Here is a 25,819-nt window from a genome sequence, read left to right on the forward strand (position 1 = left end):
ATGTACGTAGCGGACAGCCGCGCCGCGGCGTCCGCGGAACCCGCCGCCCGGCCACCGGCCGGGCGGCGCGGCACCGCGATCGCCCCCACGGTCCTGGCCCTCGGCTCGGTCAGCCTGATCACCGACATCTCGTCCGAGATGGTCACGGCGGTCCTGCCGCTCTACCTCGTCGCGGGACTCGGCCTCTCCCCCCTCGGCTTCGGCCTCCTGGACGGCGTCTACAACGGCTTCTCGGCGCTGGTGCGCCTCGTCGGCGGCCACTTCGCGGACCGCGGAGGCGGCCGCCACAAGACCGTCGCCCTGTTCGGCTACGGGCTCTCGGCGCTCTGCAAGCCCCTGCTCCTGCTGGCCGCCACGCTCCCCACGATCGGCATGGTCCTGGCGGCCGACCGCACCGGGAAGGGCCTGCGCACGGCGCCGCGGGACGCCCTGATCTCCCTGAGCAGCACCCCGGCCACCCGCGGCAGGGCCTTCGGTGTGCACCGGGCGATGGACACGACGGGCGCCCTCCTCGGCCCCCTCGCGGCCTTCCTGATCCTGCGCGCGACGACGGACGGCTACGACGCGGTCTTCACCGTCAGCTTCTGCGTCGCGGCCTTGGGCGTACTGGTCCTGCTGCTCTTCGTCCCACGCCGGCACGAAGCCGCGCAGGAGACCACCAAGAACAGCCGCCCCGCACCCGCGCGCCCCACCTTCCGGTCCGCGCTCGCCCTCCTGCGCCGCCGCGAAGTGCGCCGCACCACGGTCTGCGCCCTGCTCCTCGGCCTCGCCACGGTCAGCGACTCCTTCATCTACCTGCTGCTCCAGCGCCGCCTCGGCGTCCCCGACCAGTGGTTCGCGCTGCTCCCCCTGGGCACAGCGGCCGCGTTCCTGCTCCTGGCCGCGCCCCTGGGCCGGCTCGCGGACCGCCTCGGCAGCTGGCGCGTGTTCCTTGCCGGCCACGCCGCGCTCCTCGCCGCGTACGGCCTGCTGCTCTCGCCGTGGCACGGTACCGCCCTGCCGTACGCGGTCCTGGCGCTGCACGGCTGCTTCTACGCGGCGACGGACGGCGTCCTGATGGCGGCGGCCTCCACCGCCATCCCCCAGGAGCTGCGCTCGTCAGGGCTCGCCGTCGTCCAGACCGGCCAGGCGCTGGCGCGCTTCGTCTGCTCGATCGGCTTCGGAGCCGCCTGGACGGCGTGGGGCGACCGCACGGCTCTGGGCGCGGCCACGGTCGCGCTGGCGGCGGGCGCGGCGGTGGCGTACGCCTTCCGGCCCACAGCCCCCACACCCGCGGAGGTAGTCCCCGCATGACGACACGCAACAGGCTGCTCGTCCTCGTCGCCGCGGTCATCGCCCTGGCGGCCGTCGCGACCGCCTCGGTCTGGCACGCGGCAGCGCGCGCCGACCGCAGGAACGAGGCGCACGCGGGCGGCCCGATGGTCACGGCGGGCCGGGTGACCCTGCCGGCCGGGGCCTCCGACGTACCCCGCCACCTCGTCTTCCGCAACATGGCGTGGGGCCCCCACCGGGACGAGCTCACCACGGTCCCGGCGGGCCGACCGGACGCGCCCCGCACCGCGTCGGGCGTCAAGTGCCTGCGTTTCTACGCCGCTTCGGGCACGGCCGTCTGCCTGCGGGCCGAGCGGGGAGCGATGCAGGACACGTACACGGCACGCGTCCTGGACGCGCGGCTCAAGGAGAAGGCCCACTACGCGCTGCCGGGCATCCCGTCCCGTGCCCGCGTCTCGCCCAGCGGGCGGTACGCGGCGTGGACGGTGTTCGTGGGCGGCGACAGCTACGCGGGCACGAACTTCTCTACGCGGGCGGCGATCGTCGACACCCGCACGGGTCACCTCACGCCGACGCTCGAGGACTTCCGGGTCGTCAAGGACGGCCGGACCTACCGCGCGGCGGACATCAACTTCTGGGGCATCACGTTCGCGGCGGACGACCGCCACTTCTACGCGACCCTCGCGACGCACGGGAAGACCTACCTCGTACGGGGCGATCTGCGCACCCGCACGCTGACCACCGTCCACCAGAACGTCGAGTGTCCGTCCCTCTCCCCCGACGGCACCCGCATCGCGTACAAGAAGCGCGTGAAGGGCCTTTCGGCGGACGCCCCTTGGCGGCTGTACGTACTCGACCTGCGCACGCTCCACGAGACGCCCCTGGCGGAGACGCGCAGCGTCGACGACCAGGCGGTCTGGAGCGACGCGCACACGCTCACGTACGCGCTGCCGGGCGACTACGGCGCGGACCTGTACACCGTCCCTGCAGACGGCACAGGCGCTCCGCACCGCCTCACGAAGGCCGCGGTGTCACCGGCGTACCTGTGAAGGCCCGCGATCCGGAGCCGCGCATACCGGTGGCAGACGGGCCCGCGACCCACGAGGCTGGGGCGATGGACATGACCCTGGAAGTGATTCAGCTGCCCGTCTCGGACCTGGACCGGGCGAAGGACTTCTACACGAACAAGGTCGGATTCGGCGTCGACGTGGACCGCGAGGTGATGCCGGGCGTCCGGATCGTCCAGCTCACCCCGCCCGGCTCCGGCTGTTCGGTGACGCTCGCCGAGGGCGTCCCGAACCCCACGGGCACCCCGCAGCCGGGCACGTACCACGGCCTCCAGCTCGTGGTCGCGGACATCAAGGCGGCCCACGCGGAGCTGACGGCGCGCGGACTCGACGTGTCGGAGCCCCAGCAGTACGCCCCGGACGACGGCGGCACGTTCATGTACTTCACCGACCCGGACGGCAACGGCTGGGCGATCCAGGAGTACCGCAAGCGCGCCACGCAGCCGCTGCACGAGCTGCTGCACGAACAGCACCAGGGCTGACCCGGCTCACGGCTCCGGGATCAGCCGCACCACCGTCACGACCAGGATCGACCCGGACACGTAGTACCGGACGATGACGCCATGCACGGTCGCCTCCCTGCGGTCCGCCCACCGGCCGATGGGGAGGGACCCGTGCCCGTACGGGTCGACGCCGAGGGTGCGTTCCAGCTCCGCCCTGAACGGCACGGGTCCCGCCATCTTCGCGAGGGTGTCGTCGGCGGGCGGCGCGTACGAGATGCGGTGGCGGCGGCGATGACGGTGGCTCACGCGGCTCCGGCCCTCTCCGCTTCCTCGCGGGCGAGCCGGTCCATGATGGCGTCGGCGGCCGGGTCGGGCACGGCCTCCAGCATCCAGTGCCGCATCACGGCGTGGATCTCGTGCACCCCCGCCGCGTTGATCTCCCGGTCGAACGCGTCGCGCCGGTGCTCCGGCAGGGCGTCGCGGATGGCTGGGATGCTGTTGGGCACCTCGACCTCGACCCCGTCGACGACGGTCCTGAGCGGCTCGGCCATGATGCGCTCCCTTCTCGCTCCCCGACCACGGTAGCGACCGGCACAACGCCAAAGGGGCGGGACGCGTCACGCGCCCCGCCCCTCCGGTCCAAGTGCCTCACAGCACCGGCAGGTTCTTCCGCAGCTCGAAGGCGGTGACCTCGGAGCGGTACTCCAAGCAGTGACGGACGATCCCGCAGGGCCGTGGACAGCATGTACAGCGGCAAAACTGTCATGTAGGTCAACGCCTGCCGCAGTGGAGGTCCCTAATCATCAAGGTTCGCTGCCTAGGTGCCCTTTGGCGTCCGACTCCGACCTTGAAGGGTCAGTGATTCGCGGGCCGGAGCGACTTCCCCAATGCCACCCCGGCGGGGGCGTTGCCAACAGGGATCGGGGAGCCCACGACCGCGTTGGTCCTGGTGTCGATCACCGACACGCTGTCCGAGCCGGAGTTGGCCACGTAGGCGCGACCGCGGAGGGCGTCGGTGGCCACCCAGGCGGGGCCGTAGCGGACGGGGATCGGGGAGCCGACGACCGCGTTGGTCCTGGTTTTGATCAGCGACACGGTGTTCGAGTCGGAGTTGGTCACGTAGGCGCGACCGCGGAGGCTGTCGATGGCCACACCGGCGGGGAGTCCGCCGACGGGGACCGGGGAGCCCACGACCGCGTTCGTGTCGGTGTCGATCACCGACACGGACTTAGAGATGCCGTTGGTCACGTAGGCGCGGCCGCGGACGCTGTCCATGGCCACCCCGGCGGGGCCTTTGCCTACGTGGATCGAGGGCCCGACGACCTTGTTGGTGTTGGTGTCGATCACCGACACGGCGTACGAGTGGGCGTTGGTCACGTAGGCGCGACCGCGGACACGGTCGACGGCCACCCCGGCGGGGCCTTTGCCGACATGGATCGGGGAGCCCACGACGGTTTTGGTCCTGGTGTCGATCACCGACACCGTGTCCGAGCCGGAGTTGGCGACGTAGGCGCGACCGCGGACGCCGTCGACGGCCACCCCGGCGGGGCCTTTGCCGACATGGATCGGGGAGCCCACGACGGTTTTGGTCCTGGTGTCGATCACCGACACGGTGCCCGAGCCGGAGTTGGTCACGTAGGCGCGACCGCGGACACGGTCGACGGCCACCCCGGCGGGGCCTTTGCCGACATGGATCGGAGGGCCGACGAGCGCGTTGGTCCTGGTGTCGATCACCGACACGGTGCCCGAGCCGGAGTTGGCGACGTAGAGGCGATCACTGCGCCGGTCTTTGTGCGGCGCTGCAAAGGCGTGAGGAGCCGTGGCCGACAGGAGGGCGATGGAGAATGCCGCCAGGATGACGCTCAACCGGTCGCGCCACTGGCGCCGTGCGCCACGGCGTGGGGATGCGGGGACGTCGCCTGGCGGAAGCTCAGGGAGAGTTCGGGACATTCTTCCTCCAGGCCGGTCGACTCTTTAGGGCCGTCATGATGAGTGCGACGGCTGAGCAGCAAAGAGCGTCCACGACCGTCACAGCACATCCTTTGGTCCGCCACGGTGCTCTGCCAGCCGGACTGCGCTGAACGTGACCGCTTGCCCCTCGAAGGGTGGCAGCGAACAGTGCCGCAGGCCGCGCGCTGCTCGGCGATGTGGACGTCACGCAGTACGAGCAGGAGTCGTGCGACCTCAGCCACTCCGACACCTCCCGATAGGCGTCCTGGCCAAGCCTCGGAGCACGCAGCTGAGGCCCTGGTCCGGTTACCCCTGTGCCGCTTAAGTGATCCAGGAGGCCTGTCCGGTGGCCCGATCCGACGGCCCACGGCCCACAGACGACCCAGCCCTCCGGCGCACGCGACGGGGCCGCCGGTCATAGACCGACGGCCCCGGGGGCTCGACGCGGCGTGAAACCGCCCTGAGCTGCGCCTACAGCACCGGCAGGTTCTTCCGCAGCTCGAAGGCGGTCACCTCGGAGCGGTACTCCTCCCACTCCTGCTTCTTGTTGCGCAGGAAGAAGTCGTACACGTGCTCGCCCAATGTCTCGGCGACGAGTTCGCTGCGCTCCATGAGGGCGATGGCCTCGCCGAGGTTCTGCGGCAGCGGCTCGATGCCCATGGCTCGGCGCTCGGCGTCGGACAGGGCCCACACGTCGTCGTCGGCGCCCGGCGGGAGCTCGTAGCCCTCCTCGATGCCCTTGAGTCCGGCGGCGAGCAGCACGGCGTACGTCAGGTACGGGTTCGCGCCCGAGTCGATGGAGCGGACCTCGACGCGCGCGGAGCCGGTCTTGCCGGGCTTGTACATCGGGACGCGGATCAGGGCCGAGCGGTTGTTGTGGCCCCAGCAGATGTACGAGGGCGCCTCGCCCCCCGCGCCCGCCGTGCGCTCCGAGCCGCCCCAGATGCGCTTGTAGGAGTTCACCCACTGGTTGGTGACCGCGGAGATCTCGGCGGCGTGCTTCAGGAGGCCGGCGATGAAGGAGCGGCCGACCTTGGAGAGCTGGTACTCGGAGCCGGACTCGTAGAAGGCGTTGCGGTCGCCCTCGAAGAGGGAGAGGTGCGTGTGCATGCCCGAGCCGGGGTACTCGGAGAACGGCTTCGGCATGAAGGTCGCGTTGACCCCCTGCTCCAGCGCGACCTGCTTCATGACCAGGCGGAACGTCATGATGTTGTCGGCCGTGGAGAGCGCGTCCGCGTACCGGAGGTCGATCTCCTGCTGGCCCGGCGCACCCTCGTGGTGGCTGAACTCGACCGAGATGCCCATGGATTCGAGCATGGTGATCGCCTGGCGGCGGAAGTCCATGCCGACGTTCTGCGGGGTGTGGTCGAAGTAGCCGGAGTTGTCGGCCGGGGTGGGGCGGGACCCGTCGAGCGGCTTGTTCTTGAGGAGGAAGAACTCGATCTCGGGGTGCGTGTAGAAGGTGAAGCCCAGGTCCGAGGTCTTGGCCAGGGCCCGCTTCAGCACGTAGCGCGGGTCCGCGAACGACGGGGAGCCGTCGGGCATCAGGATGTCGCAGAACATCCGCGCGGTGCCGGGGGCCTCGGCGCGCCAGGGCAGCACCTGGAAGGTCGACGGATCGGGCTTGGCGATCATGTCGGACTCATACACGCGGGCGAAGCCCTCGATCGCGGAGCCGTCGAAGCCGATGCCCTCGTCGAAGGCCTGCTCCAGTTCCGCCGGGGCCACGGCCACCGACTTCAGGAAGCCGAGGACATCCGTGAACCACAGGCGGACGAACCGGATATCCCGCTCCTCGAGCGTCCGGAGCACGAATTCCTGCTGCTTGTCCATCTTCCGCTTCCACCCATCCTTGCTGGTCAGGCCGCCTGCGTCCGCGCCCTGCGGGACACCGTCGGCAGGCTCCTGAGCATCCCACCACATCACCGTTTCATGCGCGTTGCCGACCTTGATCGACTGGCCGACCAGGGCCCGAACATCGCGCGAACGGCAGACGAATACGACTCCGTGCCCATAGTGCCTGCTGGGGCCCCTCGACCCATAGTCCCTGCCGCCCGGAGCACCGGCTACACGGCATGGCAACGGCCCCCCGCTCCCCACTACGATCAGCGGACCCGTTCAGCCGTCCCGCCCCTTTCCCAGAAGGACTCACCATGGGTTCCGCCAAGAACACCGGCTCCGCGACGCGCAAGGCCCGGATAGAGGAGATGCGCCGCGCCGAACGCTCCCGCGAGCGCCTGCGCCGTGTCCTCGTGATCGTGGTGAGCGCCGTCGTCGTCGTGTGCCTCGCCGGATTCGGGGCGTGGGCCCTCATGAAGGGTGACGACTCGAAGGGCGGGACGGACGCGAAGTCGGCCGCCGGGTCGTTCAAGACCGGCTCGGACGGCGTGAAGACCTGGACCGGCAAGCTGGACCGCAACCACGTCGCGAAGAAGGTCACGTACCCGATGACGCCGCCGGTGGGCGGGGACCACAACCAGGTCTGGATGAACTGCAACGGCGACGTCTACAAGAAGCCGATCGCGAACGAGAACGCGGTGCACGCCCTGGAGCACGGCGCGGTCTGGGTGACGTACACGGACAAGGCCGACCCGGGCGACGTGCAGAAGCTCGCGGCGAAGGTCCGCCAGACGCCGTACTCGCTGATGAGCCCGGACCAGGACCAGAAGGACCCGATCATGCTGAGCGCCTGGGGTCACCAGCGGACCGTGAAGAGCGCCACCGACCCGGACGTGGCCTCGTTCTTCTCGACGTTCGTCCAGGGCAAGCAGACCCCTGAGCCGGGTGCCGCCTGCACCAACGGTCTGTCCCAGTGAGGCGCACGGTCTGGATCGCGCCGGCCGTGGCGGCGGTGCTCGTCGCGGCCGGGGCGGTCACGTACGCGGTCGCCGACGGGGACGGCGGCGGTTCGTCGGCCGTTCGGGTGCCGGGCGCCGAGTCCGCCGACGCCGGGTTCGCGCGGGACATGGCGGTCCACCACCAGCAGGCCGTCGAGATGTCGTACATCGTGCGCGACCGCACCGATGACGAGGAGGTGCGCCGCCTCGCCTACGACATCGCTCAGACGCAGGCCAACCAGCGGGGCATGCTGCTCGGCTGGCTCGACCTGTGGGGGCTGCCGAAGGTGTCCGCGAAGCCGCCGATGTCCTGGATGGGCATGGGTGACATGCCGCCGGGACAGGACGGCGCGCTGATGCCGGGCATGGCCACGAACACGCAGCTCGACGAGCTCCGCAAGGCCAACGGCAAGCGGGCCGAGGTGCTGTACCTCCAGCTGATGACCGCGCACCACAAGGGCGGCGTCCATATGGCCGAGGGGTGCGTCGAGCGCTGCGGGGTCGGGGTGGAGAAGCGGCTCGCGGCGGGCATGGTCGCCTCGCAGAAGTCGGAAATCGACCTGATGGCGGGGATGCTGAAGGACCGGTCGTAGGCAGGGGAACCCCGAGGGGAACCCCCGCCCCGATTACGTACCGCCTCAAATCGCCCTCGAATAGCGTTCCTTGGGCTCTTCTTGGCGCTTCCATTCCCCTTGCATGAACGGTTCGGCGCAACAGTGATCAGTTGCGTGCGCAGCTCGATCGGTGCACGCGCATCACAGTCGCCACACGCGACGAACCACATCGCAGGGGGTTGTATGAGATCCACCCGTGCCGCGGCCCGCGCCGGGCTCAGCCTGGCAGCGACACTGCCACTGCTCGCCGGCGCGCTCGCCATCGCAGCACCCGTCGCCCAGGCCGACCCGAACCCGGGCGCCCGCGACGCACTGACCGGCACCAAGCCGCTATGGGCAACGGCCAAGGCCGACCAGGGTGCCGCGTCGAACAGCTCCACCGTGCACGCCCGCGTCTACCTCGCGGGACGTGACGCGGCGGGCCTCGCGGCGTACGCCAAGGCCGTGTCCGACCCGCAGTCGGCGTCGTACGGCAAGTACCTCAGCGCCAAGCAGGCCCAGGCCCGCTTCGGCGCGACCAAGGCCCAGATAGCCGAGGTCACGAAGTGGCTCGAGTCCTCGGGCCTCACCGTGACCGACGTCAGCAAGCACTACATCTCCGTCTCGGGCGAAGTCGCCGCCGCCGAGAAGGCGTTCGGCGCCCAGCTGCACAACTACGCCAAGGGCAAGCACACCTACCGCGCGCCCACGGCCGCCGCGACGGTGCCCGCGTCCCTGAACGGCGCGGTGCTCACCGTGACCGGCCTGGACAGCGCGCCGCACAAGGCGGACCACGACGAGACGCTGCCGCCGCCGGACGCCGTGTTCCACAACGCCGGCCCCTTCTCGTCGTACTTCGGCTCGAAGACGGCGAGCACTCTGCCGTCCGCGTACGGCCAGAAGGCCCCGTACGCGGTGAAGGGCTACACCGGCAAGCAGCTGCGGGCCGCCTACGGCGCCGGCAAGAAGACCGGCAAGGGGGTCCGCGTCGCCATCACCGACGCGTACGCCTCGCCGACCATCGCGAAGGACGCGGCCACCTACGCCAAGCGCAACGGCGACGCGGCCTACCGCAGCGGCCAGTTGAAGCAGGTCCTGCCCGCGGACTACACCAAGACCGAGGAGTGCGGGGCGTCCGGCTGGTACGGCGAGGAGACCCTCGACGTCGAGGCCGTGCACGCCGTGGCTCCCGCGGCCGACATCACCTACGTCGGCGCCGCGTCCTGCTACGACGACGCGCTGCTCGACTCCCTCGGCAAGATCGTCGACGGCCACCTCGCCGACATCGTGTCGAACTCGTGGGGCGACATCGAGGCCAACCAGACCCCCGACCTCGCCGCCGCGTACGACCAGATCTTCCAGTACGGCGCGATCGAGGGCATCGGCTTCTACTTCTCGTCCGGCGACAACGGCGACGAGGTGGCGCACACCGGCACGAAGCAGGTCGACGTGCCCGCCAACTCGGCGTGGGTGACGTCCGTCGGCGGTACGTCGCTGGCCGTCGGCAAGGGCGACAAGTACCAGTTCGAGACCGGCTGGGGCACGCTCAAGGCCAACCTGTCGGCCGACGGCAAGAGCTGGGGCGCCTTCCCCGGGGCGTACACCTCGGGTGCGGGCGGCGGCACCAGCAAGACGGTGAAGCAGCCGTTCTACCAGAGCGGTGTCGTCCCGAACTCGTTGGCGCGCGCCAACGGCGGCTCGCAGAAGATGCGTACGGTGCCGGACATCTCCGCGGTGGCCGACCCGAACACCGGCTTCCTCGTCGGCCAGTCGCAGACGTTCCCCGACGGCTCGCTCAAGTACGACGAGTACCGCATCGGCGGCACGTCGCTGGCGGCGCCCGTCATCGCGGGTGTGCAGGCGCTGGTCCAGGAGGCCCGCGGCGGGCACGCCCTCGGCTTCGCCAACCCGGCGATCTACGACCGCTCCGGTTCGGGGATCTACCACGACGTGACGGACAAGCCGAACGGCCATGACCTCGCGGTGGTCCGCGTCGACTACGCGAACGGATTCGACGCGGCCGACGGCCTGCTGACCTCCGTGCGCAGCCTCGGCAAGGACAGCTCGCTCAAGGCCGTCCGCGGCTACGACGATGTGACAGGTGTCGGCTCGCCGGCGCCGGGCTACGTGACGTCCTTCGGCCGTCGCTGACCCGAGAAGAGCGGCGCCCGTCCCGGGACATCCCCGGGACGGGCGCCGCCCTCAATTCCCTTCCATTCCCTACTGCTCGACGACCCTCAGGTCGTCGCACCAGCCGCTGCCCTTACCGGTGCGGGTGTAGCAGTAGAGGGTCGCCGAGGTATTGGTGGCGCCCGTCGTGAAGGTGATGCTGCCGGTGCGCCACCCGAAGGCGCTGAAGGCGGGAATCCGGGTCTCGGACCCGCCGAAGTTCTTCACTCCCACGGCGAGTTGGGTGTCGTACGCGTCGACGCGCCCCCAGCCGGAGAGCGTGTACGTGGTGTTCGGCGCGACGGTGATCTTCTGCTCGGCCGTGCTCGGGGTCCCCGAGACGCGCAGGCTGGAACCGCCCCCGTGCGGATTCGCGGTGTCGGCCGCGACGGCCCCCGAGGGCACCCAGGGCGAGACGCCCGTCTCGAAGCCGGGGTCGGCGACCAGGTTGGTCCCGCCCGAACAGGCGGCGTCATCAAACGCAGAGACCTGGTGGGCGCCGATGTCGGGACGACAGGCGACGGGCGCGGGCGAGCCGAAGTAGTCCTTGCCGCCGGAGCCGGTGGTGACCTGCCCGGCGCCGCGCGCCGGGGATCCGGCCTTCAGCTTGTACCCCGCGGGATCGGCGGAGCCCGGGTCGGCGAGGAGCGGGTCGGCGGTCACCTTGCCGGGGTCGGCGGGCTCGGACGCCGGGTGGTTGCCGTACATGACGTTGTTGCGCCAGGTGTGCTCGGCGGGCTTGCCGCCGTAACCGCCGGTGCCGAGGTTGTAGAAGATGTTGTTGCTCCACAGCGTGGTGGACGCCCCACCGCTGCTCTCCACGACCGACGTGGTGGAACCGGCGCCCATGTAGAAGGTGTTGTCGAGGATCTGGGCGGCCGCGTCGCCGACGGCGTACAGGATGCGCGAGCCGTCGTTGACGGAGAGGTTGTAACGCGCGACCGTACCGGCAGTGTCGGCGCCGCTGCCGCAGGCCCCGCACAACAGCAGGAAGCCGCCCTCGTTGTCGTGGCTGTAGTTGTACTGGAAGAGGGCGCCGCGCGTGCCGAAGTCGGCGTCGAAGGCCATGCCGTCGTTCATGCCCGCCTTGCGGCGCACATGGTGGACCTCGTTGTACTGGAAGACGGTCCCGTCACTGTTGATGGTCCACAGGCCCGCGTTGTTGCCGGCCGAGCGCATCCAGATGTCGTACGCCTCGTTGTGCTCGGCCAGCGCGTCCCGGGTCACGCGGACGACCATGCCGTCGCCGCCGATGTCGTGGATCTTGTTGCCGCGGAACACGACACGCGTACTCGCCGTCCACGCGGGACCGCCGGTGCACCCGTATACGGCGCGGCATGCCCAGCTGGACTGGGTGGTCAGGCCCTCGCGGTCGACCTTGTAGATCTCGCTGTTCTGGACGAGTACGTCGTCGAAGCGGGTCGGCGTCGCGGTGCCGGAGACGCGGAACTGGATGCCGTTGCTGCTCTTGGTGTCGCCGCCGTTGACGTCGTGGACGTAGACGTCGTCGAGGACGTAGTGGGTGCCGGTGCCGTGGTCGGCGAGCTCGACGAGGATGCCGTTGCGCTCGGCGTCCGTGGCGCCCTTGTTGGTGACCTCCAGACCACGGATCTCCCACTGCTCGACATTGAGCAGGTGGACAGCGGCGTAGACCGTGCCACCGCCCTCGATCACGGGCCGAGCGCCGCCGGAGCCGTAGGGGGCGACCTTGACGGGGGCGGCCGCGGAGCCCGATCCGGTGGGCTTGAGCTGACCGCGGCAGGTGGCTCCCCGCTTGAAGTAGAGCCGGTCGCCGGGGCCGTAGGTGACGGCGTTGGCCGCGGCGAGGCTGTTGTAGGGCGCGGCGAGGCTGCCGTCGCCGTTCGCGGCGGCGGAACAGTCCACGTAGTAGGGGGTGCTCGCGGACTGCGCGGGGTGGGGCGGATGGCCGGGGTGCGCGGACCCGGCGGCCTGGGCGCCGGGCGGGGAGACGAGGGCGGAGGCTGCGAGCGCGAGACCGGCCGCGAGCGTGGTGCAGGCTCTTCGGAGCCCGGATGTAACCGGTGCCATTCTTGCTCCTGGGGATAGGAGAGGAGTTCGGCAAGTACCGTGCCCAGCAAGGCGGTTGAGGTCAATGCCTGGGACAGGAAACGGTTACATTCACTAGCCGCGCCCCATCCTCCGGCACCCCCGGCACCCCCTGGACGAGCCGAGCCCCACCCCTTCAGGCGAGCCGGGCGAGATCCTCCCGCCGAAGCCGCCCGAGCAGTTCCTCACCGCGCGCGAACCGCTCGGCCTCCTCCACCGCGTACAGCCCCAGCCGGCGCACCTCGCTGCCCTGCGCACCCGCCATGTGCGGGGTGACCAGGACGTTGGGAAGGGTGAGCAACGGGTGCCCCGGGGGCAGCGGTTCGGGGTCGGTGACATCGAGGAACGCGTCGAGCCGGCCGGCGGCGCACTCACGAGCCAGCGCCTCGGTGTCGACGAGCGCACCCCGAGCGGTGTTCACGACGACACCCCCGTCCGGCACGAGCTTCAGCATCTCCTCCCCCAACAACCCACGTGTCTCAGGAAGTTGGGGAGCGTGCACGCTGACGATGGAGCTGCGCCGGCACAGTTCGGGCAGGCCGACGAGTTCGGCGCCGAGGGCGGCGGCGTCGGCGGCGGTGACGTACGGATCGGTGAGCAGGATCCGGTACCCGGAGTCCGAGGCGCGGAGCCCGGCGATGACGCGGCGGCCGATGCGGGAAGCGCCGATGATCCCGACGACGCGGCCGTCGGCGCCCTCGCGCGCGGTGAAGCCGGGCCAGCCGCCGGAGTAGCGGGCGGCGACGGGCAGCGCCTTCTTCGCGGCGAAGGTGATCGCGGCAAGGGTGAAGGCGACGACGGGGCCCGCGTTGGCGTCGGCGGCGGAGGACACGGTGATGCCGGGCCGGTCCCACAGGGCGTCCGAGACGACGGGTTTGACCGATCCGGCGGCGTGCACGACGGCGCGGAGCCGGGGCGCGTGCGCCAGGACGTCCTCGGTGAGCTGCGGGCAGCCCCAGCCGGTGATCAGCAGCTCGGCCCCGGCGAGGACCGCGCGGGACTCGGGGGTGCCGAGCGGTCCGGTCAGCGGCACGGGCGCGAGGTCGGCGCACCGCCCGAGCCGTTGCCGCAGGTCCGACGGGATGACCCGGTCGAGCACCTCGGCGTCCATGGCCAGTGCCGCGATCGGTCGGTGTGCTGCCACGCGCTACCACCCTCCAGCTGCAGATCTCTAGTAACCGGTTACCTCAAGATGTCAGGAGGCTAGGCCCAACGCTGAGAGATGGTCAATAGATCCCGGAGACAAGGGGGTTGACCCGGCGTAGTAACCGTTTTAGATTCCCGCTCACCTTGTTCCAACAACGGAGGGGTTTCCGTGCCCACGGTGGCGAAGGACAGGCCCGAGACCGAGGCGGTGAAGCCCCCCGGCACCCCGGGCAGCGGGTCAAAGACGCACAAACCCAGGCAGGACAGCTTCGGGAAACGGTTTCGGAGCAGCCGCACCTTTCTGCTGCTCATGGTCCCGGGCCTGGCCTACTTCCTGCTGTTCCACTACGGCGCCTTTGTCGGCAACGTCGTGGCGTTCAAGGAGTACGTCCCGTTCGACGGCCTCTGGGCCAGCCCCTGGGTGGGCTTCGAGAACTTCACCCGGATGTTCGGCGACGCGGACTTCTGGCACGCGACGTGGAACACCTTCTACATAGCGGTGCTCCAGCTGTCGTTCTTCTTCCCCATCCCCCTGGCCATCGCCCTGCTCCTGCACAGCCTGACGTCGGACTTCCTGCGCCGCTTCGTCCAGTCCGTCGTCTACCTGCCGCACTTCCTGTCCTGGGTCATCGTCGTCGCGCTCTTCCAGCAAGTCCTGTCCGACACAGGCTTGTTGAACACGTTCCTGGGCGACTCGGGGATCCACACGGTCGACATCATCGGCAACCCCGACGCGTACCGCCCGCTGGTGGTCGCCGAGGTGGTCTGGAAGGACGCCGGCTGGGGCACGATCATCTTCCTCGCGGCGCTGATGCAGGTCGACGAGCAGCAGTACGAGGCGGCGGCGATCGACGGCGCGGGTCCCTGGCGCCGCTTCTGGCACGTGACGCTGCCGTCCATCCGCCCGATCATCGTGCTGCTCCTGATCATGCGGCTCGGCGACATCCTGTCGGTCGGCTTCGAACAGATGCTGCTCCAGCGCCAGTCGGTGGGCCCGGAGGTGGGCGAGGTCCTGGACACCTTCGTGTTCTGGCAGGGAATCGTCGGCGGCGACACCGGATACGCGGCAGCGGCGGGCCTGTTCAAGGGCCTGGTGGGCGCGGTGCTCGTCTTCACCGCGAACCGGGTGGCGCACAAGCTGGGCGAACAGGGGATCTACAAATGACCACAGCCATGAACACCAAGAACCCCACGCGCCCGGCCTGGAAGGAAAGCCCGAAACCAGCCACCCAGGCAGCCAAAGCCGTAGCGATAACCGTCGTCCTGGCCCTGGTCCTGATCCCGTTCCTGGTGATCATCTCCACGTCACTGGCCTCGAACAAGGAAGTAGTGGCCAACGGCGGCTGGGTCCTGTGGCCCACTGACCCGACGCTGCGCGCGTATCGCAACATCCTCAGCGGCGGCATCGTCACCAAGGCCTTGGGCGTCAGCATCGGTGTCACCCTGATAGGCACCCTGGCCTCCCTGGCCTGCACCTCCTTCCTGGCCTACGCACTCAGCCGCCCCGGGGTCCTGGGCGGCAAACCGATCCTCATGATCATCCTCTTCACCTTCCTCTTCCCCCCGGGCATGATCCCGGCGTTCCTCCTGGTCAAGGGCCTGGGACTGCAGAACATGTACGCGGCCCTCATCGCCCCCGTCCTGATCAACGTCTTCAACCTGGTGGTCCTGCGAGGCTTCTTCCAGGGAATACCGGAGGAGCTGTACGAGGCGGCGCGCCTGGACGGTGCGGGCGACTGGACGGTGTTCTGGCGGATCGTGCTCCCGCTGTCCAAGGCGGCCCTCGCGGTGGTCGGCCTGTTCTACGCGGTGAGCTACTGGAATGCCTGGTTCAACGCCTCGATCTACCTGGAGTCCGACCACTGGCCGCTCTCCCAGGTCCTGCGCACCTATGTGATCGGCGGCGCGCAGATCAGCGATACGGGTCTCAGTGAGGCCGGCATGGTCTCGGCCCCGCAGACGACGCAGATGGCGGTCCTGGTGATCGCCACCGTCCCGATCCTCCTCGTCTACCCGTTCCTCCAGAAGTACTTCACCAAGGGCGTGCTCACCGGCGCCGTCAAAAGCTAGCCAGCTGCCCACCTTTCCCGAAGGGGTCCACTCACGTGTCCGGTTCCTCGATGTCGCGTCGCACCCTGCTGCGTTCCATAGCCGTCGGCGGCGCCGCCCTGGCCGCCCCGTCCTTCCTCACCGCCTGTTCCACCGACTCGGGTGGCGGCGGCTCGGTCTCCAACGCGGGCAAGAAGGCGGCCGCGTGGCCGACGTACACCCCCGCCACCGGCGCGAAGCCGGACCTGGCGGCCACCGCGGAGGGCGTCCAGGCGGGCTACACCACGTACCCGGCGAAGCTGGTCAAGGCCGTCGCCGAGAAGCCCGGCACGGGCAAGGAGAAGATCAAGGTCCTCTCCATCACGTACGGCATCCCGCCGAAGCCGGCGGCGCAGAACAAGCTGTGGGCGGCGATCAACGAAGCGCTCGGCGTGGACGTCGAGTTCACCGTGGTCCCGGACGCGGACTTCCGCACCAAGATGGCGACGCTGTTCGCGGGCGACGACCTGCCGGACATCATCAACATCGGCGGCGGCTACGTCCTGCCGCGCGAGGCGCAGTTCGTGAAGTCCCGCTGCGAGGACCTCACCGAGTACCTGTCGGGCGACGCGGTGAAGGACTACCCGAACCTGGCGGGCATCCCGACGTACGCCTGGCAGGGCATGGGCCGGATCTCGGGCCGGATCTTCGGAGTCCCGGTGGAGCGCCCGAAGCCGCAGGACACGATGTACTTCAACGGCCAGGCGTTCACGAAGGCGGGCTACAAGCCGGGCATGTCGGCGGAGGACTTCGCGACCATGGCGAAGGAAACAACAACGTCCAAGAAATGGGCCCTGGGCGCCTCGTCAACCGCGTACTTCGGCTACAAAACACACGCCACGTGGCACGGGGCACCGAACCAGTGGCGCATCAAGGACGACAAGGCGACGTTCTTCGCGAGCACGGACGAGTTCAAGACCACGCTCGAATTCATGTCGAACCTGCGCAAGGCCGGCGCGTACTACCCGGAAGCGACATCCGTCTCGCAGGTGGACCTGAAGACGCAGTTCTGGAACGGCACGGTCCTCTCGATGACCGACGGCTTCCTCTCGTACCCCGGCTCGGCGCAAGGCATCAAGAACGCCTTCGACCTGGACGCACTGGTCCCCTACACCCCCAAAGACACCACACCGGGCTACCAGCAGTCGCAGGGCATCTTCGGCTACACGGTGATCAAGAAGGCGTCGAAGGACCGAGTGAAGATGATGCTGCGGATCCTCGACTACCTGGCCTCACCGTTCGGGACCGAGGAGTACGAGCTGGTGCACTTCGGCCTGGAGGGAACGCACTTCAAGCGGGACAAGGACAACAACCCGATAGCGACACCGCTCGGCCTCGTCGAGTCGAAGGTGAACCTGCCGTTCGTGTACCTCAGCGACGCACCCCAGGTCCTGTACGCACCGGGCTACGGAGACATCGTCAAACGCCTCCACGCGTGGCAGCAGAAGGTGATCCCGATGATGGTGCCGAACGACCGCTGGGGCCTGCAGTCGGACACGTACAACAAGCAGGGGGCGACGCTCGACCAGATCATCAGCGACGGCGTGACGGCCACGGTCACGGGCCGCCGGAAGGTCTCCGACTGGGACGCCGTGTACAAGAAGTGGCTGAACCAGGGCGGACAGCAGGCACTGGAGGAATTCGCCAAGGAGTACAAGGCGGCGCACTGACCGCACTGCATCGTCCATGATGGTCCGGGGCGGCATCGCCCGCCCCGGACGGGCAAGTTGAGGAGACACAACAGTGGGTGAGCGGGTCACCATCCGTGATGTGGCCGCGCGCGCGGGCGTCTCGGTCGCGACTGTTTCGCGGGTCCTGGCGGGCAACTACCCGACATCGGCGGCCTCGCGCGCCAAGGTCCAAAGAGCGGCCAAGGACCTGGACTACGTGGTCAACGCGCACGCCCGAGCCCTCGCCGGCGCCGGACGCAAGACGATCGCGGTCCTGATGTTCGACGTGGTCAGCTCGTTCTACGCGGCCGTGGCGCAGGGCGTGGAGATGGAAGCGGCCCAGCACAACAGACTCACCCTGGTCTGCTCGACGGGCGGCGACCCGGCCCGCGAACTGGCCCTGGTCCAGATGATGCGCGAACAAGCGGCGGAGGCCGTGGTCCTGGTCGGCGGGGTCATCGAGGACGACGAGTACCGCGAGCGGATGGCGCACTACGCGGAGGCACTCGCGGCGGCGGGCTCGCGCCTGGTCCTGTGCGGCAGACCGGCACCGGCACCCGACGTCCCCGCACTCGTCGTGGAGTACGACAACGGGGCGGGCGCACACGCGATAACCAGCCATCTGCTGGGCGCCGGCCACCGGAAGATCGCGATGATCGGCTACCAGCCGGGCAACACCACGGGCGAGGACCGGGTGACGGGCTACCTCAGGGCCCTGGACGATCACGGGGTCCCCCGCTCGGACGCGATCCTGCACGGCATCGGCTTCGGCCAGCACCACGGCTACGAGGCGATGCGGGACCTCCTCGACAAGTGCAACGGCAAGCCGGACTTCACGGCGGTCTTCGCGGGCGACGACCGCGTGGCGGCAGCGGCGATCCGCGCACTGGCGGAGGCGGGCCTACGGGTCCCCGAGGACATCTCGGTGGTCGGCTACAACGACGACCCGGTGGCAGCAGACATCACCCCCGGCCTCACCACGGTGCACATCCCGGCAGCGGAGATGGGCCGCACGGCCGTAAGACTGGCCCTGACGGGCACGTCTCGCCCAGGCCAGCAACGCCACCTCCTGGGCACACACATAGTGATCAGAAACAGCGTCCGCCCGCACCACCACTGAGCGCACAGACCACCGCATACAGACAGCCCCACCGACCGGACAGCCGCGAACGAGACAAGGCCCGGCGCCGAGAATGACGCAGCCCCACCGAGCGACCGACCGCGAACGAGACAAGGCCCGGACGACGGGGATGGCGCAGCCCCACCGAACGGTCAGGCGCCGACGAGACGGGAGGGGACGCGGGGGCATGTGCGCGCGGAGCCACCAGCACCACGTACAGGCAATCAGCTCGCCAACGTGCACCCGTAGAACAGCGAGCACGTACATGCCCCCGCGGCCCCGCACCCAAGAACGCACCTGAGCAGCCCGCACCGAGCCCGCACCCGACAACACACCTGACGAGCCCGCACCGAGCCCGCACCCGACAACACAACGGCCGACGACAGCCGGCACCCGAAGACCGAGCGAGACCCACCCCCTCCACTCCCCAGTCCGAGAGGACATCGCGTCAGTCAGACGATTAAACTGACCACGTGCCTCAACTACGTCTCGCCCTGAATCAGATCGACTCGACCGTCGGAGATCTCGCCGGGAACGCCGAGGCGATCATCCGCTGGACCAAGCACTCCGCCGAACAGGGGGCGCACCTGGTCGCGTTCCCCGAGATGGTCCTGACCGGTTACCCGGTGGAGGACCTCGCCCTGCGCGAGTCCTTCGTCGAGGCATCCCGCCGGGAACTGACCGCGCTGGCCGAGCGCCTGGCCGACGAGGGCCACGGCGACCTCCCCGTGGTCGTCGGCTACCTGGACCGCTCGGAGAAGGCGCAGCCGAAGTACGGCCAGCCCGCCGGCGCCCCCCGGAACGCCGCCGCCGTCCTCCACAACGGCCGCGTAGCCCTGACGTTCGCCAAGCACCACCTCCCGAACTACGGCGTCTTCGACGAGTTCCGCTACTTCGTGCCGGGCGACACGATGCCCGTGATCCGCGTACGCGGAATCGACGTGGCGCTCGCCATCTGCGAGGACCTCTGGCAGGACGGCGGCCGCGTCCCGGCCACGCGCTCCGCCGGCGCCGGCCTCCTGATCTCGATCAACGCGTCGCCGTACGAGCAGAACAAGGACGACACACGCCTCGACCTGGTGCGCAAGCGCGCCCAGGAGGCGGGCTGCACGCTGGCGTACGTCGCCACGATCGGCGGCCAGGACGAGCTCGTCTTCGACGGCGACTCGATCGTGGTGGACGCGGCGGGCGAAGTAGTGGCCAGGGCACCCCAGTTCGCGGAGGGCTGTGTGGTCCTGGACCTGGACCTCCCGGCGGCCGAGCCGGACGCCCCGACGGGGACGGTCGACGACGGCCTGCGCATCGACCACCTGACGATCTCCGAGGACCACGTCCCGGCGTACGAGCCGGAGCTGACCGGCGGCTACGCGGACCGTCTGGACGACGACGAGGAGGTCTACTCGGCACTGGTCGTGGGCCTGCGCGCCTACGCCGCGAAGAACGGTTTCCGCTCGGTGCTGATCGGCCTGTCGGGCGGTATCGACTCGGCGCTGACGGCGGCGATCGCGTGCGACGCGCTGGGCGCGCAGAACGTGTACGGCATCGCGATGCCGTCGAAGTACTCGTCGGACCACTCCAAGGGCGACGCGGCGGAGCTGGCCGACCGTACGGGCCTCAACTTCCGTACGGTCCCGATCGAGCCGATGTTCGACGCGTACATGGGGTCGCTGGGCCTGACGGGCCTCGCGGAGGAGAACCTCCAGTCAAGGCTGCGCGGCACGATGCTGATGGCGGTCTCCAACCAGGAGGGCCACATCGTGCTCGCGCCGGGCAACAAGTCCGAGCTGGCGGTGGGCTATTCGACCCTGTACGGCGACTCGGTGGGCGCGTACGGCCCGATCAAGGACGTGTACAAGTCGTCGGTCTTCCGGCTGGCCGAGTGGCGCAACCGGGCGGCGGCGGAGCGCGGCCAGACTCCCCCGATCCCGGAGAACTCGATCACGAAACCGCCGAGCGCGGAGCTGCGCCCGGACCAGGTGGACACGGACTCGCTGCCGGACTACCCGGTGCTGGACGCGATCCTGGAGATGTACGTGGACCGGGACAAGGGCGCGGACGCGATCGTGGCGGCCGGGTTCGACGCGGACCTGGTGACGAAGACGCTGCGGATGGTGGACACGGCGGAGTACAAGCGGCGCCAGTACCCGCCGGGCACGAAGATCTCGGCGAAGGGCTTCGGCAAGGACCGCCGCCTGCCGATCACGAACAGGTGGCGGGAGTCGGCGTAGTAGCCACCGCCCCCGGACCCCATCCCCAAAGCCCAGCCCCCCGGAGCCCACCCGGTCCCGTCACGTCACGTCACGTCACGTCACGTCACGTCACGTCACGTCACCGACGACGAGTAGGCTCCACCGCGTCCGGAGCCGAAACGACGCCGGGCAGATGCGAGGCCACGAGGAGCCCATGCCCCGTCGTGGCGGATGCGGCAACGGCCCGGGAGCGACGCCGGTCGACCCCGCAGGCAACCCCGGCGACCCCGATCCCGAGGACGGCGAGCCCGGCCCCGGCGACCGCGGGGGACGTGAGCCCGAACCCGGCGGCGAGGGCGAGCCCACCGATCCAGGCGCCGCCGGCGTTGGCGAGGTTGAAGGCGGCCTGGTTGGCGGAGGAGGCGAGGGAGGGCGCGGCGGAGGCCTTCTCCATGACCATGAGCTGGAGCGGCGACCCGGTGATGAAGGCGGCCATACCGAGCAGCGCCACAGCGACCGCGGCGCTCCACTCGGCACGCATCAGCACAGGGAACAGCGCCAGCACCACACTGAGCGAGACAAGCCCCCCGAACAGCGTCCCGCGCAGCGACCGATCGGCGAGCCGCCCGCCGAGCAGGTTCCCGGCTGTGGCGCCGACGCCGAACAGGGCGAGCAGCAGCGTGACGCCGGCCTCGGCGAACCCGGCGGTGCCGGTGAGCATCGGCGTGACATAGCTGTACGCGGCGAAGAGCGCGCCGAACCCGGCGACGGTGGTGCCGAGGGAGAGCCACACGGGCAGGGAGCCGAGGGCCTTGAGTTCACCGCGCAGCCCGCCGGTCTCGCCGTGGCCGTGGTCGGCGGGAACGAGCAGCAGGAGTGCGGCTATCGCGGCGAGCCCGATGGCGCTGACGGCGAGGAACGTGGCGCGCCAGCCGAGCTGCTGGCCCATGAGCGTGGCGATGGGGACGCCGATGACGTTGGCGACGGTGAGCCCGAGGAACATCAGGGAGACGGACCGGGCCTTGCGCTCGGGTGCGACGAGCGAGGTGGCGACGACGGCGCCGACGCCGAAGAAGGCGCCGTGCGGCAGCCCGCTGACGAAGCGCGCTGCCATCAGGAGGTGGTAGTCGGGCGCGGCGGCGGACACGGCGTTGCCGGCGACGAAGAGCACCATGAGCGCGACGAGGACGCGCCGGCGGGGCATGCGCGCGGTGAGGGCGGCGAGGAGCGGGGCGCCGATGACGACGCCGAGGGCGTACGCGGAGACGAGGTGACCGGCGGAGGGGATGGAGATGTGCAGATCGTCGGCGACGTTGGGCAGGAGGCCCATCATCACGAACTCGGTGGTGCCGATGCCGAAGGCGCCCACGGCGAGGGCGAGCAGGGCCAGGGGCATGAAGAAGAGACCTTCCACGGGAAGACGGGCGCAAGACGCGGGAATCCGTAAGTTTACGTGCGGAACAAACTCTCCCGCGCCAAGTATTCCGTGAGGTGAGGCCCCGGTTTCCACCGAGTCAACAACGGGTGTGGGGAGTGAACGCGGACGTCAGGACCGGGTGAGATCGACCTTCGCCGCGATCGGCAGATGGTCGCTGCCGGTCTCGGGCAGGGTCCACGACGTGACCGGCTCCACACCCTTGACCATGATCTGGTCGATACGGGCCATGGGGAACGACGCGGGCCAGCTGAACCCGAAGCCATTGCCCGCGGCACCCTGCGTGGAGCGCATCTGCGACGTCACGCCGTTCAGCGCGCGGTCGTTCATCGTGCCGTTGAGGTCGCCGAGCAGGATGACCTTGCCGAGCGTCTCGTCGGCGATCGCCTCACCGAGCGCGTCGGCGGAGGTGTCGCGCTGGCTGGCGGTGAACCCGGCGTGCAGCTTGACCCGGACCGACGGCAGGTGCGCGACGAACACGGCGACGTCGCCCTGGGGCGTGGCGACGGTGGTGCGCATGGCGCGCGTCCAGCCGAGCTGGATGTCGACGGGCCGCGTCGCGCTCAGCGGGTACTTGCTCCACAGCCCGACGGTGCCGGCGACGGAGTGGTACGGATACGTCTTCGCGAGCGCCTTCTCGTAGACGGGAACCGCGTCGGACGTCAGCTCCTCCAGGGCGACGACCTGCGCCCCGGAGGCGGCGATCGTGTCGGCGGTGCCGGTCGGGTCGGGGTTCTCCGCGTTGACGTTGTGCGTGGCGACGGTGAGGTCGCCGCCGCTCGCGGTCTTGTCGGTGAGGAGCCCGCCGAAGAGGTTGAGCCAGACGACGCCCGGGACCAGGACCGCGATCAGGGCCGTCGCGGACTTCCGCACGACGGCCAGGACGAGCAGGACGGGCACGAACACGCCGAGCCAGGGAAGGAAGGTCTCGGTGAGGGAGCCCAGGTTTCCGAGGGTGTTGGGGATCTGCGCGTGGAAGAGCATCACGAGCGCGACCAGAACCGCCAGCACCGCGAGGACCGCCCCGCGGCGCCAGATCCCCCGGTCACGCCAGCCGCCGGTCAGGCGGCGGAGCGGGTCTCTGGAAGGCTGGTGCCCCGAGCCGCCGCCACCCGTTTCCGTCCTGAACCCCTGCGCCATACCGTCGTCGCCTCACTGCCCTGCCGTGCACACCGACCTCGCCCTGAAACCCTAGGGGATGATCGACGCCCTCCTCGCCGTCCACGACGGCCGTACGGGCACGAGGACGAACGTCCGGGCGCCCGGGGTTCCGGATCGGCGGTGCGCATGGGGCCTCTGTGACGAAACGCGCACATTCAGTCCGGTGGCCGCAATCCGGCGAGCGCGCAGTCGACGATCCGCGCCGAGAGGTCGTCGGCGAGCGGCGCGTCGGGCCGGATCATCGTGCGCAGCAGCATCGGCCCGACGATGAAGTCGTTGGCGAGCTCTATGTCGACGTCGGCGCGCAGCTCACCGTTCTCGACGCCGCGCCGCAGCACGTCGAACATGACGCGACGGCGCGGCTCGATCACGGTGGCGTGGTAGGCGTCCCAGAGCTTCGGCAGGCTCTTCATCTGCGCGAAGACGTTGTGCAGCAGGGCCGAGGAACGGAGGGACACCCCGCGTCTGCGCAGGTGCTCCAGAAGGCTGATCAGGTCGTCGCGCATGGAGATGCCCGGCAGTTCGGGCTCGGGCTCCTCCATGATGCGCAGGACCTCGACGAAGAGCTCCTCCTTGCCGGACCAGCGCCGGTAGATGGTCGCCTTGCCGACGCCGGCGGTGCGGGCGATCCGCTCGATGGACAGCTCCGTGAGCGGGACACCGTCCTCGATCAGCTTGAGGACGCCCTCGACGATGGCCCGCTCGACGGCCTCGCTGCGCGGGCGCCCCCGCACCGCGCGCCCCGCATCCACGTCCACGTCCACGTCCACGACCACTCCGCCTTCCCCGCCGCCCGGTGTAGCGGCGATTGTCTCAGCAGGTCACCGACCTGCCCGGACAGGTGCTGTCAGCGACTCACCCTGACGGTCTCCTCGGTGCTCTCCTCGGCCGCTGCACGCGGCGGGCGCCCCGGCAGGAACAGGACGGTGACGACGGCGCTGAACAGCGCGATTCCGGCCCCGCACAGGGCGGTCACGTGCATGGCGTGCAGGAAGGAATCGTTGGCCGCGCCGACCAGCGCGTCGCCGCGCGGGCCGAGCTTCGCCGCGACGCCGAGGGTGGCCTCGATGGACTCGCCGGCCGTGTGCCGCAGTCCGGCGGGCAACAGGCCGAGCTTGTCCTCGATGCCGCTGCGGTACGCGGTGGACAGCACCGAACCGAGTACGGCGATGCCCAGGGCGCCGCCGACCTGGCGGAACGTGTTGCTGAGCGCGGACGCGGAGCCCGCCTTCTCGCGCGGCAGGGCCTGCATGATGACGACGCTGGTGGGGGTCATGACGTGCGCCATGCCCATGCCCATGAAGAAGAAGTTGACTTCCAGGATCCAGATGGGCGTGTCCGCGTCGAGGATCGTGAACGCGGCGAGCATCGCGGCGAGGATCACCAGGCCGCCGGTCGTCACGGCGCGCACGCCGAAGCGGTCGACGACGAGCCGGGCGCGCGGCGCGAAGATCAGCTGGGCGGCGGCGAGCGGCAGCATCAGGAGGCCGGTCTGCAGCGGTGAGTAGCCGCGCACGCTCTGGGTGTAGAAGACCGAGAAGAAGGTGACGCCCATGAGCGCGAAGAAGACGAGCGCGATGGCCGCGATCGCCGCGGAGAACACCTTGTTCTTGAAGTACGAGATGTCGATCGACGGGTGGTCGCTGCGCTTCTCGTACAGGACGAAGCCGACGAGGACGACGAGTCCGGCCGCGCTGGTCAGGAGGACCGCGGGGTCCGTGAAGTCGGCGAGCTGGCCGCCCTTGATGATGCCGTAGACGAGCAGGACGAGTCCGACGACGGAGAGAGCGACGCCCACCAGGTCGATACGGCCCGGCTTGGGGTCGCGGGAGTCGGGCACGAGGGCCAGCATCAGGACGACCGCGATGATCACGATCGGCACGTTGACCAGGAAGACCGAGCCCCACCAGAAGTGGTCGAGGAGCAGGCCTCCGGTGATGGGGCCGATCGCGATGGCGATGCCGACGCCGCCCGCCCAGATGCCGATGGCCTTGGGCTGCTCGTCGCGCTCGAAGACGTTCATGAGAACGGCGAGCGTCGCGGGCATCACGAAGGCCGCGCCGATGCCCATGATCGCCCGGAAGATGATGAGCTGGACCGGCGAGCCGGACTCGGCGGCGAGGGCGGAGCCGAGGCCGAAGACCACGAGGCCGAAGACGAGCACCTTCTTGCGCCCGAGCCGGTCGCCGAGCAGACCCGCGGTGAAGAGCAGTCCGGCGAAGACCAGCGTGTAGGCGTTGATCGCCCACTCCAGCTCGCCCTGCGTGGCGCCGAGGCCCTTGGGGGCCGGGGTCGAGATCGTCTTGATCGCGACGTTCAGGATGGAGTTGTCGAGCACGACGATCAGCAGGCTGAGCATCAGCACGCCGAGGATCGCCCATCGGCGGCGGTGCACGGCCTCGGGTATGCGCGGCGGCGCGGGAACGGCAGGAGTGGTCATGAGGCTCAGCCTAAGGGTATTTCGATACGAGACCGTCTCGTATTTGAAGTCCTGAGGAAGACTTTACGAACCCGACGGGCGACCCGCTCGCGGGGTGACCCACCCGGCACCCACCCCTCTAGCCATTCCTCGGCACGCGGTGCCACCATGGAGGCGATCCGGGGACGCCGTA

The 25,819-nt window shown here is 69.8% G+C and carries 21 protein-coding genes; 11 read left to right on the top strand and 10 right to left on the bottom strand.

Features of this window, described 5'->3' with window-relative positions; genetic code table 11:
* From ACWFR4_RS02515 to ACWFR4_RS02525, 3 genes are all read left to right on the top strand, one after another.
* Positions 1-1,293 (top strand): MFS transporter, encoded by a 1,293-nt coding sequence (locus tag ACWFR4_RS02515; RefSeq protein WP_453650358.1) that lies wholly within the window; start codon positions 1-3, stop codon positions 1,291-1,293.
* On the top strand, positions 1,290-2,321 hold the full coding sequence (locus ACWFR4_RS02520) for a TolB family protein (RefSeq protein WP_453650360.1): 1,032 nt from the start codon (positions 1,290-1,292) through the stop codon (positions 2,319-2,321). The genes ACWFR4_RS02515 and ACWFR4_RS02520 overlap by 4 nt, the downstream gene beginning before the upstream one ends.
* A gap of 65 nt (positions 2,322-2,386) precedes the next feature.
* The gene (locus ACWFR4_RS02525) at positions 2,387-2,821 is read left to right on the top strand and encodes a VOC family protein (protein ID WP_453456789.1); all 435 of its coding nucleotides are present in this window, start codon (positions 2,387-2,389) and stop codon (positions 2,819-2,821) included.
* A gap of 6 nt (positions 2,822-2,827) precedes the next feature.
* Here ACWFR4_RS02525 and ACWFR4_RS02530 read toward each other — a convergent pair whose 3' ends face one another.
* The 4 genes from ACWFR4_RS02530 to glnA all read right to left on the bottom strand — a co-directional run bounded on the left by ACWFR4_RS02530 (position 2,828) and on the right by glnA (position 6,565).
* Positions 2,828-3,019 (bottom strand): hypothetical protein, encoded by a 192-nt coding sequence (locus ACWFR4_RS02530; RefSeq protein WP_453456923.1) that lies wholly within the window; start codon positions 3,017-3,019, stop codon positions 2,828-2,830.
* Positions 3,020-3,084: 65 nt separating this feature from the next.
* The gene (locus ACWFR4_RS02535; protein ID WP_453456792.1) at positions 3,085-3,333 is read right to left on the bottom strand and encodes a hypothetical protein; all 249 of its coding nucleotides are present in this window, start codon (positions 3,331-3,333) and stop codon (positions 3,085-3,087) included.
* A gap of 304 nt (positions 3,334-3,637) precedes the next feature.
* The gene (locus ACWFR4_RS02540) at positions 3,638-4,648 is read right to left on the bottom strand and encodes a YncE family protein (RefSeq protein ID WP_453650362.1); all 1,011 of its coding nucleotides are present in this window, start codon (positions 4,646-4,648) and stop codon (positions 3,638-3,640) included.
* Positions 4,649-5,203: 555 nt separating this feature from the next.
* Positions 5,204-6,565: a type I glutamate--ammonia ligase gene (gene glnA, locus ACWFR4_RS02545; RefSeq protein ID WP_453456801.1), complete on the bottom strand. Its 1,362-nt coding sequence runs from the start codon at positions 6,563-6,565 to the stop codon at positions 5,204-5,206.
* 320 nt (positions 6,566-6,885) lie between these two features.
* Between glnA and ACWFR4_RS02550 the strand changes: the two genes are divergently transcribed.
* The 3 genes from ACWFR4_RS02550 (at position 6,886) to ACWFR4_RS02560 (ending at position 10,313) form a co-directional block, all read left to right on the top strand.
* Positions 6,886-7,548 carry a DUF3105 domain-containing protein gene (locus ACWFR4_RS02550; protein ID WP_453650364.1) on the top strand — a complete coding sequence of 221 codons (663 nt, stop codon included), beginning with the start codon at positions 6,886-6,888 and terminating at the stop codon, positions 7,546-7,548.
* Entirely contained in the window at positions 7,545-8,162 is a 618-nt protein-coding gene (locus ACWFR4_RS02555; protein WP_453650366.1) for a DUF305 domain-containing protein, read from the top strand. Before ACWFR4_RS02550 ends, ACWFR4_RS02555 begins: the two co-directional genes overlap by 4 nt.
* 204 nt (positions 8,163-8,366) lie before the next feature.
* Positions 8,367-10,313 carry a S53 family peptidase gene (locus ACWFR4_RS02560; protein ID WP_453650367.1) on the top strand — a complete coding sequence of 649 codons (1,947 nt, stop codon included), beginning with the start codon at positions 8,367-8,369 and terminating at the stop codon, positions 10,311-10,313.
* A 69-nt stretch (positions 10,314-10,382) separates the two neighbouring features.
* Here the strand turns inward: ACWFR4_RS02560 and ACWFR4_RS02565 are convergent, their stop codons facing one another.
* A complete protein-coding gene (locus ACWFR4_RS02565; protein ID WP_453650369.1) occupies positions 10,383-12,380 on the bottom strand; it encodes a carbohydrate binding domain-containing protein in 1,998 nt (665 codons plus the stop codon).
* Between the two features lie 154 nt (positions 12,381-12,534).
* On the bottom strand, positions 12,535-13,509 hold the full coding sequence (locus ACWFR4_RS02570) for a hydroxyacid dehydrogenase (protein ID WP_453456926.1): 975 nt from the start codon (positions 13,507-13,509) through the stop codon (positions 12,535-12,537).
* Positions 13,510-13,854: 345 nt separating this feature from the next.
* On the opposite strand from ACWFR4_RS02570, the gene ACWFR4_RS02575 reads away from it, so the two are divergent.
* From ACWFR4_RS02575 to ACWFR4_RS02595, 5 genes are all read left to right on the top strand, one after another.
* Entirely contained in the window at positions 13,855-14,709 is an 855-nt protein-coding gene (locus ACWFR4_RS02575) for an ABC transporter permease (protein WP_453456929.1), read from the top strand.
* Positions 14,706-15,614, top strand: a complete 909-nt coding sequence (locus ACWFR4_RS02580) for a carbohydrate ABC transporter permease (RefSeq protein ID WP_453456815.1) — start codon at positions 14,706-14,708, stop codon at positions 15,612-15,614. The genes ACWFR4_RS02575 and ACWFR4_RS02580 overlap by 4 nt, the downstream gene beginning before the upstream one ends.
* Before the next feature lie 50 nt (positions 15,615-15,664).
* On the top strand, positions 15,665-17,302 hold the full coding sequence (locus ACWFR4_RS02585) for an extracellular solute-binding protein (RefSeq protein WP_453456817.1): 1,638 nt from the start codon (positions 15,665-15,667) through the stop codon (positions 17,300-17,302).
* Between the two features lie 73 nt (positions 17,303-17,375).
* On the top strand, positions 17,376-18,422 hold the full coding sequence (locus tag ACWFR4_RS02590; RefSeq protein ID WP_453456820.1) for a LacI family DNA-binding transcriptional regulator: 1,047 nt from the start codon (positions 17,376-17,378) through the stop codon (positions 18,420-18,422).
* 473 nt (positions 18,423-18,895) lie between these two features.
* Complete coding sequence (locus ACWFR4_RS02595; RefSeq protein WP_453456823.1) at positions 18,896-20,650, top strand: NAD+ synthase; 1,755 nt, start codon at positions 18,896-18,898, stop codon at positions 20,648-20,650.
* A gap of 100 nt (positions 20,651-20,750) precedes the next feature.
* Here ACWFR4_RS02595 and ACWFR4_RS02600 read toward each other — a convergent pair whose 3' ends face one another.
* The 4 genes from ACWFR4_RS02600 to ACWFR4_RS02615 all read right to left on the bottom strand — a co-directional run bounded on the left by ACWFR4_RS02600 (position 20,751) and on the right by ACWFR4_RS02615 (position 25,647).
* Positions 20,751-22,007, bottom strand: coding sequence for an MFS transporter (locus ACWFR4_RS02600; protein ID WP_453650371.1), 1,257 nt, complete (start codon positions 22,005-22,007; stop codon positions 20,751-20,753).
* A gap of 150 nt (positions 22,008-22,157) precedes the next feature.
* Positions 22,158-23,186 (bottom strand): endonuclease/exonuclease/phosphatase family protein, encoded by a 1,029-nt coding sequence (locus tag ACWFR4_RS02605; protein ID WP_326713293.1) that lies wholly within the window; start codon positions 23,184-23,186, stop codon positions 22,158-22,160.
* A 176-nt stretch (positions 23,187-23,362) separates the two neighbouring features.
* A complete protein-coding gene (locus ACWFR4_RS02610; RefSeq protein ID WP_453456829.1) occupies positions 23,363-23,971 on the bottom strand; it encodes a TetR/AcrR family transcriptional regulator in 609 nt (202 codons plus the stop codon).
* A gap of 83 nt (positions 23,972-24,054) precedes the next feature.
* Entirely contained in the window at positions 24,055-25,647 is a 1,593-nt protein-coding gene (locus ACWFR4_RS02615; protein ID WP_453456831.1) for an MFS transporter, read from the bottom strand.
* Positions 25,648-25,819: the final 172 nt, after the last annotated feature.

It is taken from the genome of Streptomyces sp. NPDC055140 (assembly GCF_053607285.1).

Excerpts from the sequence above, each read along its gene's own strand:
- ACWFR4_RS02515 (WP_453650358.1), top strand. The coding sequence starts at position 1 with ATGTACGTAGCGGACAGCCGCGCCGCGGCGTCCGCGGAACCCGCCGCC.
- ACWFR4_RS02520 (WP_453650360.1), top strand. The coding sequence starts at position 1,290 with ATGACGACACGCAACAGGCTGCTCGTCCTCGTCGCCGCGGTCATCGCC.
- ACWFR4_RS02525 (WP_453456789.1), top strand. The coding sequence starts at position 2,387 with ATGGACATGACCCTGGAAGTGATTCAGCTGCCCGTCTCGGACCTGGAC.
- ACWFR4_RS02530 (WP_453456923.1), bottom strand. The coding sequence starts at position 3,019 with ATGGCGGGACCCGTGCCGTTCAGGGCGGAGCTGGAACGCACCCTCGGC.
- ACWFR4_RS02535 (WP_453456792.1), bottom strand. The coding sequence starts at position 3,333 with ATGGCCGAGCCGCTCAGGACCGTCGTCGACGGGGTCGAGGTCGAGGTG.
- glnA (WP_453456801.1), bottom strand. The coding sequence starts at position 6,565 with ATGGACAAGCAGCAGGAATTCGTGCTCCGGACGCTCGAGGAGCGGGAT.
- ACWFR4_RS02550 (WP_453650364.1), top strand. The coding sequence starts at position 6,886 with ATGGGTTCCGCCAAGAACACCGGCTCCGCGACGCGCAAGGCCCGGATA.
- ACWFR4_RS02560 (WP_453650367.1), top strand. The coding sequence starts at position 8,367 with ATGAGATCCACCCGTGCCGCGGCCCGCGCCGGGCTCAGCCTGGCAGCG.
- ACWFR4_RS02565 (WP_453650369.1), bottom strand. The coding sequence starts at position 12,380 with ATGGCACCGGTTACATCCGGGCTCCGAAGAGCCTGCACCACGCTCGCG.
- ACWFR4_RS02570 (WP_453456926.1), bottom strand. The coding sequence starts at position 13,509 with ATGGACGCCGAGGTGCTCGACCGGGTCATCCCGTCGGACCTGCGGCAA.
- ACWFR4_RS02575 (WP_453456929.1), top strand. The coding sequence starts at position 13,855 with ATGGTCCCGGGCCTGGCCTACTTCCTGCTGTTCCACTACGGCGCCTTT.
- ACWFR4_RS02580 (WP_453456815.1), top strand. The coding sequence starts at position 14,706 with ATGACCACAGCCATGAACACCAAGAACCCCACGCGCCCGGCCTGGAAG.
- ACWFR4_RS02585 (WP_453456817.1), top strand. The coding sequence starts at position 15,665 with ATGTCGCGTCGCACCCTGCTGCGTTCCATAGCCGTCGGCGGCGCCGCC.
- ACWFR4_RS02600 (WP_453650371.1), bottom strand. The coding sequence starts at position 22,007 with ATGCCCCTGGCCCTGCTCGCCCTCGCCGTGGGCGCCTTCGGCATCGGC.
- ACWFR4_RS02605 (WP_326713293.1), bottom strand. The coding sequence starts at position 23,186 with ATGGCGCAGGGGTTCAGGACGGAAACGGGTGGCGGCGGCTCGGGGCAC.
- ACWFR4_RS02615 (WP_453456831.1), bottom strand. The coding sequence starts at position 25,647 with ATGACCACTCCTGCCGTTCCCGCGCCGCCGCGCATACCCGAGGCCGTG.